Source organism: Marivirga lumbricoides (genome assembly GCF_014636295.1).
GTDB classification, from domain to species: Bacteria; Bacteroidota; Bacteroidia; order Cytophagales; family Cyclobacteriaceae; genus Marivirga; species Marivirga lumbricoides.
The window spans coordinates 72,094-85,724 of record NZ_BMEC01000010.1; the positions used below are offsets into that span (position 1 = coordinate 72,094).

Annotated in this window: 13 protein-coding genes; 4 read left to right on the forward strand and 9 right to left on the reverse strand. The window is 36.6% G+C overall.

What is annotated here, in order from left to right; all coding sequences use genetic code 11:
• Positions 1-101: 101 nt before the first annotated feature.
• The 4 genes from IEV85_RS15505 to recQ form a co-directional block, all read right to left on the reverse strand.
• Positions 102-593: a gliding motility lipoprotein GldH gene (locus IEV85_RS15505; protein WP_188465033.1), complete on the reverse strand. Its 492-nt coding sequence runs from the start codon at positions 591-593 to the stop codon at positions 102-104.
• Positions 590-1,909, reverse strand: coding sequence for a regulatory iron-sulfur-containing complex subunit RicT (locus tag IEV85_RS15510; RefSeq protein ID WP_188465035.1), 1,320 nt, complete (start codon positions 1,907-1,909; stop codon positions 590-592). The genes IEV85_RS15505 and IEV85_RS15510 overlap by 4 nt, the downstream gene beginning before the upstream one ends.
• Positions 1,910-1,951: 42 nt before the next feature.
• A complete protein-coding gene (gene purD, locus IEV85_RS15515) occupies positions 1,952-3,244 on the reverse strand; it encodes a phosphoribosylamine--glycine ligase (protein WP_188465037.1) in 1,293 nt (430 codons plus the stop codon).
• Between the two features lie 200 nt (positions 3,245-3,444).
• The gene (gene recQ / locus IEV85_RS15520) at positions 3,445-5,622 is read right to left on the reverse strand and encodes a DNA helicase RecQ (protein ID WP_188465039.1); all 2,178 of its coding nucleotides are present in this window, start codon (positions 5,620-5,622) and stop codon (positions 3,445-3,447) included.
• A gap of 77 nt (positions 5,623-5,699) precedes the next feature.
• Between recQ and IEV85_RS15525 the strand changes: the two genes are divergently transcribed.
• Positions 5,700-6,668 (forward strand): KpsF/GutQ family sugar-phosphate isomerase, encoded by a 969-nt coding sequence (locus IEV85_RS15525; RefSeq protein ID WP_188465042.1) that lies wholly within the window; start codon positions 5,700-5,702, stop codon positions 6,666-6,668.
• 64 nt (positions 6,669-6,732) lie between these two features.
• A complete protein-coding gene (locus tag IEV85_RS15530) occupies positions 6,733-7,806 on the forward strand; it encodes a mannose-1-phosphate guanylyltransferase (RefSeq protein ID WP_188465044.1) in 1,074 nt (357 codons plus the stop codon).
• Between the two features lie 180 nt (positions 7,807-7,986).
• Here IEV85_RS15530 and IEV85_RS25105 read toward each other — a convergent pair whose 3' ends face one another.
• Both IEV85_RS25105 and IEV85_RS15535 read right to left on the reverse strand, forming a co-directional pair.
• Entirely contained in the window at positions 7,987-8,115 is a 129-nt protein-coding gene (locus tag IEV85_RS25105; RefSeq protein WP_262892153.1) for a hypothetical protein, read from the reverse strand.
• Positions 8,116-8,222: 107 nt separating this feature from the next.
• Complete coding sequence (locus IEV85_RS15535; protein ID WP_188465046.1) at positions 8,223-8,591, reverse strand: hypothetical protein; 369 nt, start codon at positions 8,589-8,591, stop codon at positions 8,223-8,225.
• Between the two features lie 128 nt (positions 8,592-8,719).
• On the opposite strand from IEV85_RS15535, the gene IEV85_RS15540 reads away from it, so the two are divergent.
• Both IEV85_RS15540 and IEV85_RS15545 read left to right on the forward strand, forming a co-directional pair.
• Positions 8,720-9,103, forward strand: coding sequence for a BlaI/MecI/CopY family transcriptional regulator (locus IEV85_RS15540; protein ID WP_188465048.1), 384 nt, complete (start codon positions 8,720-8,722; stop codon positions 9,101-9,103).
• A complete protein-coding gene (locus IEV85_RS15545) occupies positions 9,096-11,075 on the forward strand; it encodes a M56 family metallopeptidase (protein WP_188465050.1) in 1,980 nt (659 codons plus the stop codon). The genes IEV85_RS15540 and IEV85_RS15545 overlap by 8 nt, the downstream gene beginning before the upstream one ends.
• Before the next feature lies 1 nt (position 11,076).
• Here the strand turns inward: IEV85_RS15545 and IEV85_RS15550 are convergent, their stop codons facing one another.
• The 3 genes from IEV85_RS15550 to IEV85_RS15560 form a co-directional block, all read right to left on the reverse strand.
• Positions 11,077-11,829 carry a LytR/AlgR family response regulator transcription factor gene (locus IEV85_RS15550; RefSeq protein ID WP_188465051.1) on the reverse strand — a complete coding sequence of 251 codons (753 nt, stop codon included), beginning with the start codon at positions 11,827-11,829 and terminating at the stop codon, positions 11,077-11,079.
• Positions 11,826-12,857, reverse strand: a complete 1,032-nt coding sequence (locus IEV85_RS15555; RefSeq protein WP_229712610.1) for a sensor histidine kinase — start codon at positions 12,855-12,857, stop codon at positions 11,826-11,828. Before IEV85_RS15555 ends, IEV85_RS15550 begins: the two co-directional genes overlap by 4 nt.
• Before the next feature lie 119 nt (positions 12,858-12,976).
• Positions 12,977-13,621, reverse strand: a complete 645-nt coding sequence (locus IEV85_RS15560) for a hypothetical protein (RefSeq protein ID WP_229712611.1) — start codon at positions 13,619-13,621, stop codon at positions 12,977-12,979.
• Positions 13,622-13,631 lie beyond the last annotated feature (10 nt).

Consider the following 13,631-nt stretch of genomic DNA (forward strand, 5'->3'; position numbering starts at 1 on the left):
GTTTAATTGATAAGATTGCTTAGTTCCTGCCGCTGGTCGTTAAACCTGCAATGATGACCTACTATGAAATGTTACTTCTTACTTTGGGATACTGGAAAAGTCTAAGGATTGACTGAACTGCTTTGTTTATCAATTCTTAAACCAACGGAGTAAACTCCTTGAAGTGAATCTGTACGCATATATTGCTTAAGGGCAATGGTGTATCTGCCTTCTCTGGGAAACAGCACAGAATCTTTTAATAAAACCTGATGACTATAAATGCTACTCACCCCACTTCCGAAAGGTTCACCTGTTTTGGGATCAAATAATTGAATGTTTTGCAACTCCTTTTCTAACTCCCTGTCGGTTGAATCCTGTAAAGTATAATGCACATAAATATTTCTATAGGGATATTGTACATCATTTCGAAGGTTTAGATATAGCTCATAATAACTGCTGTCATCATCAATGTTAAAAGTGAAACTGGCAGTTTCATTCATCTGCCAGATTCTATCTGAAAAGTCTATGTTCTCTTCATAATATCTGTTTTCAGTGCAGGAAAAAGCTACAAAAGCTAAGAAAAGTAAAAATAACGAGTTTAAATATTGCTTCATTCTTCCTTTTTGTTGTTAGGCTTATTATTCTTTTTAAATCGCTTCTTGAACTTAGGCTTATTTTTGGGTCGGTTTCCTTCTTCAGCTTTGTTTTTGGTTTGGTTTTCTACTATCGGCTGATTGGGCTTTCTCTTCGCTTTAGGTTGATTTGCATTGTTTTGCTGCTGGGCAGATTTATTCTGCGGAGCTGCTCCTGCATTTGATTTTCTTTTTTTATTTCTGGATTTTGACTTCTTTTTAGGCGTAGAAAATTTTCTGTCTAACCTGATTAAATCGCTGTTAATGTTTACATGGTCCTCAATTTCCAGTACATCTTCCAGAAGTGTTTCAGGTTTCTCTCCTTTTTCATTAAGCAATAATATTTCAGCTACTCTGTCAGTACTCACCGGATGCCATATATTATCATCAGAATAACTGAACCACATAATTCGTCTGAAAATATCAGTCTTCTGTAGCTTTGCGTTCCCTACTTGTGTCTGAATAGGCTTGTTTACTTCAGGTATTCCCTGTAGTGCATCAATATAAGTATCTAATTCATAATTAAGACAACATTTTAACCTGCCACATTGCCCTGAAAGCTTGCTCGGATTTAATGAAAGGTTTTGATATCGTGCAGCATTTGTAGAAACACTTTTAAAATCTGAAAGCCAGGTGCTGCAGCATAATTCTCTACCACAAGATCCTATCCCACCTAATCTGCCGGCTTCCTGCCTTAAAGAGATTTGGCGCATTTCCACCCGGATTTTAAATTCACCAGCCAATTTTTTAATCAGCTCTCTGAAATCAACCCTTTCTTCAGCAGAGTAGTAAAAAGTAGCTTTTGTATTATCTGCCTGAAATTCTACATCAGACAGTTTCATATTCATTTTATACTCTTTAATTACTTCTCTTGCTCTGTACATGGTGGTAAGTTCTCTGTTTTGAACTTCATACCATTTTTCAAGGTCTTTGTCGGAGGCAATTCTGTAGATGGCTTTTATTTCATCATCATTTTTCACTTTTTTGCGCTGCATCTGCAAGCGTACCAATTCACCCTGCAAAGATACATAACCTATATGGTGTCCATTAGGAACATCCACTACAACAGGATCACCTGTTGTTAAATTAAGATTATGTACATTCCTGAAAAATTCTTTTCTGCCACCTTTAAATTTTATTTCTACTACATCAAAAGTATCGTAACTGGGGAAATCCATATTGGATAACCAGTCGAACGCATTCATTTTATTGCATCCTCCGGTACTGCAACCACCATTATTCTGGCATCCACTTACTTCTCCCTCTTTCTTTTTTATTCCGCACGATGAGCATCCCATAATATTACTATTTATATATAAAGCCACTTAAGGCCTGCTGTACTAATTTTTTTCTTGTAAGGCCATTAAATCACGGCCTATATCTTTTCTAAAGTATATGTCATCCCAACAGATACTTTTTGTACCCTCATAAGCATTTTGCAAAGCTGTTTCTAATTCATTACCCATTCCGGTAATAGCCATTACACGACCTCCTGCCGTTACAACTTCTGCCTCTTTTAAGGTAGTTCCGGCATGATAAACAGTGCCGGTTTTAACTTCTGAAAGCCCTTTTATAGTTTTATTCTTTTCGTAATTGCCCGGATAACCCCCGGCTACCATTACAACAGTAGCAGCGGTTTTATCTGAAATCTTTAAGTCTTGCTGGTGAAGTGTTTTGGCTTTAAGGCTTTGAAATAAAGCGACTACATCATTCTCTATCCTTGGAAAAACTACTTGTGTTTCCGGGTCACCCATTCGCACGTTGTATTCTATTACAAAAGGTTCGCCAGCCACATTCATTAGACCAATGAAGATAAACCCTTCGTAGGGAATACTATCTGCCTTTAATCCATCAATGGTAGGTTTAATTACTTTGCTTTCCACCTTATCCATAAAAGCTTTATCTGCAAATTGAACAGGGGAAACAGCTCCCATGCCACCGGTATTTAGCCCAGTATCGCCTTCACCAATTCTCTTATAATCTTTGGCTTCGGGCAGCACTTTGTAATTTTCTCCATCCGTCAAAACGAAAACAGACAATTCAATTCCCGAAAGAAACCCCTCAATAACAACTTTGGCACTTGCATCCCCAAATTTTGCATCCCTAAGCATTTCCACTAGTGTTTGTTCAGCTTCCTCAAGGTTTTCGCAAATCACCACACCTTTTCCGCCCGCTAATCCGTCAGCTTTCAGTACATAGGGAGCACTTATGCTTCTTAGATAGGTGAGACCATCTTCTAATTTCTCTTTGGTAAATGTTGCATATGCTGCAGTTGGAATGTTATGCCTCTGCATAAAGCGCTTGGAAAAATCTTTACTTCCTTCTAATTCAGCCCCTTTTTTGCCAGGTCCAACTACCTGAATATTTTGTAAAGAAGCATTATTTTGAAAATAATCTTTAATACCTGCAACCAAAGGTGCCTCCGGCCCTGCTACTACCATTTGAATCTGCTCTTTAAGGCAGAACTCACCTATGGCTGGAAAGTCAGTAGGGGATAAGTTTATATTTTTAGCAATTGTTGCCGTTCCTGCATTACCTGGGGCTACGTATAATTGATCGCATAAGTCACTGGTAGCTATTTTTGTTGCAAAAACATGTTCTCTTCCTCCAGCACCTAATATAAGTATATTCATTAAAGTTTTTTTAAGCAAAATTGGATTCGCAAGTAAGCAAACCCATATTTTAATAATTGACAAATTTTAAAATCAGTACAAATCTCGTTATTTATTTACAAACAGTAAAAAAATTGATTTGCACTGATAAATTGTTGAAGCAAGGGCTCTGTTTAGCCTTATTGGAATGAACGAAGCATTTTCTCCCTTAAGCTTCACTCTTAGTTAGCGTACTGCGATAAGAATTTAATCCGCATCAAACGCATATCTTCTTCAGAAAATTCATCATCAAATTCTTCCATAGCATCTTCAATACTATCTGTTTCAGCTGATAAGAAGTATTCGATAATTTCTTCCTGCTTATCCTCATCTATAATTTGCTCAAGGTAATAATCAAGGTTTAAGCGAGTGCCGGAATAACAGATGTTTTCTATTTCTGTGATAAGCTGTTCGAAGCTGATATCTTTCATCTCTGCAATTTCCTCTAATTCAATTTTCTTATCCACCTGCTGAATAATGAAAATTTTCATTTTGGATTTGTTAACAGAAGATTTTACCATTACATCGGCTGCAGTGGTAATGTCATTTTCTTCAACGTAGTCCTTGATTAAATCCAGAAAAGGTTTGCCAAATTTATGAACTTTCCCTAATCCAACTCCATTAACGGCAGCAAGCTCATCATTAGTGGTAGGATAGGTGGTAGCCATTTCTTCCAAAGAAGGGTCTTGGAATACCACGTATGGAGGTACATTTTTAGATTTAGCTACTTTTTTCCTTAAAGCTTTTAGTTGGGAATAAAGTACTTCATCAAAAGATTTAGTAGCTAACGATTCTTTTTCTATCTGATCTTCATCACCCACATCCGTATAAATATGGTTAATGGTGAATTCTATATCTTTAGGATCCTTGAGGAATTCTTCACCTGCTTCATTCATTTTGAGCACACCAATGTTCTCAATGTCCTTATCCAAATAGCCGTTAAGCATGGTTTGGCGAATTACAGATTTCCAGAATTCAGGTTCCTTTTCGCTTCCCACTCCATGCACTTCCAATTGATCATGGCTGTAGCTTGTAACATACTGATCTTTTGAACCTCTGATAACATTTACCAGGTGATTTATTCCAAAACGCTCTCCTGTTAATTTAACAGTTTTAAGTGCAATGATCATTTCCTCTTTGGCCTGGAATTTCTCTTTCGGATGTGTGCAGTTGTCACACTTTCCACAAGGCTCATGGTAGGTTTCTCCAAAATAATGAAGAAGTTGCTTTCTTCTGCAAACGGAAGACTCTGCGTAGGATGACATTTCTTCAAGCAATAGCTTGGCATTTTCCTTCTCAGTAACAGGCTTATCCTTATTAAATTTCTCCAGTTTCAGAATATCATTGTAACTGTAAAACATCAGGCAGTCACCTACTAAACCATCTCTGCCGGCACGACCTGTTTCCTGGTAATAACCTTCAACTGATTTAGGGGTGTCATAATGCACCACAAAGCGAACATCCGGTTTATCGATCCCCATTCCGAAGGCAATTGTAGCTACAATGACATCTACATCTTCATTTAGGAAGTCGTCCTGATTTTTCATTCTCATGTTGCCATCAAGACCCGCATGGTAAGGAGCAGCATTAAAGCCGTTAACATTCAGAAATTCTGCTATTTCTTCTACTTTTTTTCTGCTGAGGCAGTAGATGATTCCACTTTTACCTTTTCTGTCATTCAAAAAGCGAATCAGTTGCTTTTTAGCCTGGTTTTTTGGACGAACCTCATAGAATAAATTATCCCTGTTAAAGGACGATTTAAATACGTTGGCTTTTTCCATATTCAGGTTCTTCTGAATATCCAGCTGTACCTTTGGTGTGGCAGTTGCTGTTAAAGCAATTACAGGAATATCTGCAATTTGCTGTAAAATAGCTTTTATTTTTCTGTATTCAGGCCTGAAATCGTGTCCCCATTCTGAAATACAATGTGCTTCATCAATGGCAGCGAATGAAATATGGGCTTTTTGCAAAAATGCTACGTTCTCCTCTTTTGTAAGAGACTCCGGTGCCACATATAACAATTTCAAATCTCCATTTAATACTTCTTTTTTAACTCTGTTTACTTCCGTTTTTGAGAGTGTGGAATTCAGAAAACGAGCATTTACGCCTAAGGCATTTAAGGTGTCTACCTGGTTTTTCATTAAGGCGATCAGTGGCGAAACCACTATGGCCGTGCCTTCCTGAGAAATAGCAGGCAACTGGTAGCACAGTGATTTACCAGCTCCTGTAGGCATAATAACGAATGTATTCTTCTTATCAAGGATGTTCTTCATAATCAGTTCCTGCTTCCCTCTGAACTGATTGTATCCAAATACTTCTTTTAGTTTTTCTTTTAAAGTAGCTTGTTGCGCTTCTATCATCTCTTTAACATCAATTGCTTGATTAATTCTTAAATATATATCTTTGTGTCAAATTTAGTTCCTTAACGTCAGATACCTTGAATTTAAGAAAAAATATTCTAAAAATAGCCCAAAATGTTCTAATTAATGAGGCAAAAGCAATAAATGATTTAGTGAACTACCTCGATAGTGATTTTGAGCAGTGTGTTTACGAAATTCTTAACGCAAAAGGAAGGGTGGTTATTACCGGAGTAGGCAAAAGTGCTATCATTGCTCAAAAGATTGTAGCTACCCTAAATTCGACTGGTACACCCGCTCTATTTATGCATGCTGCAGATGCCATCCATGGTGATTTGGGGATGGTGCAAAAAGATGATATAATGATTTGTATTTCTAAAAGTGGAAATACTCCTGAGGTGAAAGTTCTGGTGCCTTTGCTAAAAAGAAGAGGCTCTATGCTCGTTGCCCTGGTTAGTAATGTAGATTCTTATCTGGCACATCAGGCAGATTTTGTGCTGAACGCCACAATAGGGCAGGAGGCCTGTCCGCTTAATCTTGCGCCTACCACTAGCACTACTGCTCATTTGGCAATGGGCGATGCGCTGGCGGTTTGTCTATTAGAAGCAAGAGATTTTTCTTCAGAAGATTTTGCACAGTATCATCCCGGTGGCTCTTTAGGGAAACAGTTATATCTTAGAATTGATGACCTGATTAAACAGAATCAGTTGCCAAAAGTTAAAGCTACCGCTAATTTTAAAGAAGTTATTTTTGAGATTTCTGCAAAGCGATTGGGAGCTACGTCAGTAGTTAATGAAGAGGGAAAGCTAATAGGAATTATCACGGATGGTGATTTGAGGAGATTGATGGAATCTGACCGAGATATTAGTCAGGTAAAAGCCACTGATTTCATGACTGCTAATCCTACCTCATTGTCTTCAGAAGATTTTGCAGCTAAGGCATTACAGATAATGCAGAGTAAAAACATTACTCAAATTGTTGCCGTAAAGGATGGTAAACCTATAGGGTTTGTTCATCTTCATGACCTTTTAAAGGAAGGAATAGCCTAAATAACTTTGCAAATGATACTTTTACAAAATAAAACCTGCACCAATAATTATTAACCTTAAACCAATGGACGAAAACAGATATGTGGTAATTATGGCCGGAGGAACGGGAACCCGTTTATGGCCGGTAAGTACCAGCCAAAAGCCAAAACAATTTCATGATTTATTAGGGGTGGGGAAATCCTTGCTAAGAATGACTTATGAGCGTTTTCTAACTCATTACAAGCGGGAAAATATTTATGTGGTTACTAATAAAGACTATGAAATGTTGGTGAAAGAGCAGATCCCGGAAATTACCGAAGATCAGCTTCTTTTAGAACCTAACAAGCGAAATACTGCACCTTGTATTGCTTATGCAGCATATAAAATAGCTTCTCAAAATCCTGAAGCAACTATGGTAGTTGCACCAGCCGATCACCTTATATTGAAGGAAGATACTTTTCATCAGGCTTTGTCGGTAGCAATGGATAGTGCTTCTAAAAATGATTATCTGGTAACACTTGGGATGCAACCAAATAGGCCTGAAACAGGGTACGGTTATATACAATATATTCCGGATTCATCAGTGGTGAAGAAAGTGAAAACCTTTACAGAAAAACCGGAGTTGGAATTAGCCAAAAAATTTATTGAAAGTGGTGATTTTGTGTGGAATGCCGGTATTTTTATCTGGTCTGCCAAAGCAATAATAAAAGCATTTGAAAACCACCTGCCTGATATTGCTGAAATATTCTCTGATGGAGAAGAACCTTATTTCAGTACACATGAAAAATTATTTATTAATAAGGCCTACACTCAATGTGTGAACATTTCTATCGATTTTGGTATCATGGAAAAAGCAGAAAATGTGTATGTTTTACTGGCAGATATTGGGTGGTCAGATTTAGGTAATTGGGAGTCGCTTCATGAAATTCGTAACAGAGATGATGACAATAATGCTATTCCGGAAAATGTATTATGTTTTGATTCCACAGATAACATAGTAACTACGGATCAGTCCAGACTGGTTGTTTTACATGGCATGAAAGATTTTTTAGTAGCTGAAGAGGATGGTGTAATTCTGATTTGTAAGAAAAATGCTGAAAAAGAAGTGAAGGATATTGTTGCGGCAGTGAAAAACAAAAAAGGAGATAGTTTTATATAGATTCTGTTGAAGCTATAAAATAAGAATGGCTTGCTTTGGAAAAAGCAAGCCATTTTTTTTGCCTATCTATATTGTGCATTTGTATGTAATCTAAAATTAGCTTACACAATGGGTAATCATTTGCTGCTAACTTTCAGATACATATCATTGATTCTCGTGTAGTTGCCTAATGGGCTCTATTTAATATAAAAAGTAAAAAGCAATCATTAAGCCTGCCATTACTATTAAAACAGGAATTACAACAGCCCAGTTAGCCTCTTCGATTTCTTCAATAGGTTTATTTACTTTATTTTTTACTTCAGTTTTCATTTTCGTTAATATTTACAAGTCTTGATATTCTTAAGCTCCTTTCTTTTAGTCGCATAATTTTTATGCGTGTTCAAGAAGTTGGAGTGGAACAGTAAAGAGACTAAATATTAAGGAGCATTAATGCAGATTTTACTCCAGCAGTAATGAATTTTTGTAGAAGTGTTAAGTTCAGAATTGCAAGTTCTGCTAAGCTTATCGTGAGCCCTCTTAAAATATAGAGGAGTTATGCTGATTATGCTAACATCAGGAGATTTGTCTTTTACTTCAGTGGCAGACTGGCTTTGGGATAGAGGAGCCGTATAAAAATTTTCCTTCAGTGAATTTTTTAATTCAACTAGTTGGTCAGAGTCTGAAGGAGCCAATTTTTCAGCTAAAGCTTGAGCAGGCCTTCCAAAAATGGTAAGAATGTAAAAAGCAAGCAAAAAGATAGCTGTTGGCCTCATATAGCGGATTCCTCTATTGAAGGAACATGCCAATTAACGTAGTTTTTAAATAAAAGATTTCAGCAGTGGAAAAATTATTTTTCACATTAAACGACAATTGTCGTAATATAATTTGGATTACACGACAATTGTCGTTTACTTAGCAAAATACATTAATAGTTATGAGTAAAAAAACTTTAAAACCATCAGATGGGGAGCTTGAAATACTTCAGGTATTGTGGAATGCTCCTAAGATAAGTGTGCGTGAGGTTCATGCTATTTTGCAACATAAGAGAGACATAGGTTATACTACAGTTTTAAAGCAAATGCAAAGAATGCTGGAAAAGAAAATGCTAACTCGAAATGAGCATGAAAAGCCACATAGGTATACTGCGTTGCTAGATGAAGCTTCTGCCAAGCGCAATATTTTTGCGGGCTTGTCAGATACTTTATTTCAGGGTTCTGCCATGGAGTTGGTCATGCATGCTTTGGGAAATCAGAAAACATCACCTGAAGAATTAGCTCAGTTAAAGGAATGGATTAAAAAACAGGAAGAAAATGAGTAATTTACTAAATAACAATTTGCTGCTAATGTGTGGAAGTTGGGTCGCAGTCAGCATACTATCAGGGCTGCTTATTTGGGTGTTGCTCAAGGGATATCAGTATTTAAATCCTGATACAAATGCTAAAATTGGATATCAAACTGCTTTAGTAGGGCTTGTGTCACTTTTCGTGATCACTCTTACTTTTACCTATTTGTGGAGCAGCGAACCATTCTTTTCATATGGAAATAATGAGAACTCGGATAGTATAGTGATGCACTTGAGCCCTGAGGCCTTTGCTAATTTATTATCTGGCACTTCAGAAAATGGAAAGATATATAAACCGGATACTTTTATGGCACTGTTGGCTCCTTTTCAAGCTATTTTAGGTGTTTTCTGGCTCATAGGTGTTTTAGTTTATGGTATAAAGTTTTTTGGAGGCTTTGTTTATTTAAAGTTTTTCATGAAAGATGGTTGTAAAGAATTATCTCCGTTTTGGAAAGGACGAATTGGAGAACTTAAAACCAGACTTAAGATTAAGAGAAAAGTGAAATTAATGCTTAGCAGCAAGGTGAAAAGCCCTTTGACTTTTGGCCTTTTTAAACCGGTTATATTGTTTCCGCTAGGTTTTTTCACTACGCTTCCAGCAGATCAAATAGAAGCCATTATCCTTCATGAATTGTATCACATAAAACATCGGGATTACCTTATTAATATTTTGGTGATGAGCCTTCAGGTAATCTTCTTTTATCATCCTTTAGTTTGGAAACTAACTAAGATTTTAGAGGAGGAGAGGGAAAACCTACGTGATGACGCAGTTATTGAATACACCAGAAATCCTTTCACTTATGCTAAAGCGTTGCTCAACGTGGAAGAATTAATTGATCAACCCACTCGAATGAGTTTATATTTTTCAAAAGAACCTTCACAATTAAATAAAAGAATTATGAGAATACTTGATAAAAATCCTGCTAGAAAGAGTTCAGTTAAGCCATTTCTTAGCCTTATTATTCTAGCTTTCTTTATGATGAGCTTTAGCTGGCTCACATTAAATGAATCTAAATCCGATAAATCAACGGTTTTTGAGGCAAGTTCGGCAGCAAAAAGTGAAATAAATTCGAATTCTCAGGATTTGAATAATGACAACTTTGATTTAAGCGAAGTTAAAAGTAGTTCAACTACTTTCTTCCAACAAATTCAAAATTTATATCCCAATGCTGGATTGGAGGCCTTAACAGATCCGGCTGTATTCATGAATGGTAAAAAAGTAGAGCAATCTGCCAATGTTCATGAATTGATTGATGTTGAGAAAAATAACATAATTAAGGCATACCTGCCTTCTGTAGTGCCAGATGAATATAAAATGTATGCTAAGAGAGGTATAGTATTAATTAAAAATGAAGAGCCTGTTGCGGATTTAGTGGCTGTTAGTAAAACGGAGGATGTAAAAGTGGAAAAACAGGTACAGGAAGAACAAAGCAAATCTTCCACTTCTGTTAAGCGTCCTCTAATGTTTAGAACAATGAGAATTGCTACCAATATAGGCCCAATTGAGGAGGAACATGCTGTAGAAGAACCTATTTCTAGTACTGATTCTATTTTAGTTGTAGTGGATGAGGAGATTTTAGGTTTCGGATTGGAATTGGTTGAGGATTTATCTCCCGAAAATATTGAAAAAATAACAGTGCTTAAAGATGAAAATGCAGTTGCTAAATATGGAGAGCGAGCTAAAAAGGGAGTAATAGAGATTACTACTAAAATCACAATAGTAGAGATATGGGGAAATTTAAAGTTTAAAGTAAGTGATAAGTACCCGGACTCTGAAATTCCACCTTACTTCGTTTTAGATGGTGAACCAATTAAAAAATCTAAATTGAAAAAAATTAACCCTGAGGATATTAAACATATAAATGTTTTAAAAGGAGAAACAGCCATTGAAAAGTATGGCGATAAAGGTAAAAATGGTGTAATTGAAATTACCTCAAAAAAGAAATAGTTTATCCATCAAGCCAACCCTTGAAAACATTCACTTTTTCCCGGCTGATGAGGATATCATTATCCTCACAGCCTTTTAATTTAATTTTCAGCCGGCTATTGGAGTAGCTGAAAATATCAGCTATGGCATCAATAGACGCAATGTACTTTCTGTTAATCCTGAAAAACTGCTGAGGGTTTAGCATTTCTTCAATCTGATCAAGTGTATAATCCAGGATATATTTCCTCCCTTCCTTCAACTGAATAAAAGTTGTCTTTTCTGCACTAAAAAAATAGCAGGCATCATCTACCGCTATGCTTTGAATTCTTTCTCCAATTTTTACCATAAAGCGGCTCTTGTAATTTACATTCCCGGTTTTTAGTAGATTTTGCAATTGGCTGAGGTCAATTTGTGGTTGTAACTGACTGTTTTTAAATTTCAATATTGCTTTTTCAAGCTCTGCCGGATCAATAGGTTTGAGCAGATAGTCCACGGAATTGAGCTTAAATGCTTTAATAGCATATTGATCGTATGCTGTAGTGAAAATGATGGGGCTTTTTACATGAACTTGCTCAAAGATGCTGAAACTCTGCCCGTCAGCTAATTCAATATCGCTGAAGATAAGATCAGGCGCTGGTTCATTCTTAAACCACTTTACAGCTGAAGAAATACTATCCAAATGCCCGAAAATTTGAGCTTCAGGTAAATAACCAGCAATTAGTTGTTTAATTCTATTAGCAGCTGGTCGCTCATCTTCAATAATTAATACTCTCATTTTTCTACTTTTAGTAAAGGTAAAATAACTATATATGCTTTTTCTATCTCCCTTATCTGAGGAGCCCTATCACTCAATAGCTCGTATCGCTTCTTGATGTTTTCAAGACCTATTCCGCTACTTTCAATTTCTTTTGTCTGCTTAGGCTGAAAATTGTTACTGACCTCAAGACTCTCCCCTTCCTGCTTAATCGTGATTTGAAGAGGATTTTTATTACTAATCACATTATGCTTTATTGCATTTTCCAATAAGAGCTGCAATGAGAGTGGAGGTAAATAATAGCCTTGCATTGTTGAAATCGATATTGTATAAGTGAGGCTATCATCAAAACGAAGTTTCTGCAGGCTCAAATAGTTTTTAGCAAATTCTACTTCTCGGGATAAAGGCACAAGTTCTTCCTGCTGTACATCCAGCACATACCTATATATTTTTGATAGTTGCTGAATAAAGGCGGCAGACTGATCAGCACTTTCATATACCAGGCTGGATAAAACATTTAATGAATTAAAAAGGAAGTGCGGGTTTAACTGATCTTTTAAGGACTGATACTGACCTGCCAGCCTTTCCGAACGTAGCTGTTCAGTTTCAATAGCTGCATTACGCCATTCATATAACCAGGAACGCGCAGTAAAAATGGTAATGATTATTAAAGCAACAATTACCGGTAAGATGGTATTGTCCATCATTTTTACCCAATCAATTTTTCTGATGGTTTCTGCATCGTTAATAAGTATTGTGAAAACTGCTGTGAGCAGGTAACTAGCTATAAAGGAGTAGAGAAGATAGGTAGTCACTGTAAGCAATAACCTTTTTACTGGAAACTTGATCCAGCTCATTTTTTTATCAAAATAAGATTCCACCATAAACCCTCCGAAACTTAATGTTGATGACATCAAAAACGAAAAAATAAAATCAGGAATTAATTCAACCACTCCTTCCCAGGAAAGGAAGCATTTGGGGCAGAACATCACCATTAGAACAAAGGCAATTCCTAAGTTCAGGAAGATGAATTTTCTAATTCTTTTCAAATTGTTAAGCTGGGCAGGGGTCATTAGCGGTTTTACTCTTTCAAACTTAAATATAGAGGATTGTTTCTTCTTTTAAAGCATATTTGCCTATCTGACTTTAAAGTCAGATAGGCAATACATTATTTACATTTAGTGGTCATTTCTTTGGCCATTTCAGCTCCCCAGTAAGGATTAATACCTTCTATAGATTCATTTTCGTATAGAAATACACTCTTTTTCGCCATTGAACAGGCTTTTTCCGTGCCACTTCCGAAAAATTGCGCCATTCCATATTCCATCTGTGCCATTAAGTATAGTGCACGTGGATTTTTACCGTTTTGCTGAATGGCCTTGCCAAATAATTGCATGGCCACAGGTGAAAGGGATTGTCCTCTGCTTGCCGGATCTGCAGCTAGCTTAGCCATTACTGCATAGCCACGGAGAGCAGTAATTTCGGAGTTATTTGCTGAGAGTGTTTCAGCTTTTTTAAGCAGTTCTTCTGCTTTATTAAAGTAGGTATCTTTCTGATCCAGCGTTAAGGATTTGTCAAACCCTATATTAATATAGCTGTAAGCTGCATAATATAAAGGTAACCATTCATTACTTTCTTTTTGTGCTATTCTTTCAAAGCTATTGGCCACTGCCTGGTATTCCTGAATAGTTTGTGCAGAATCCAGTAATGCAAGTTGTGCTTTCATTGCCTTTTCGTATGGGTTGATGATTTCTGCGATTGAAGAGGTTACAACTATGATAAGGATTGCGAATGTTAAAACTGTCTTTTTCATGAGATTAATT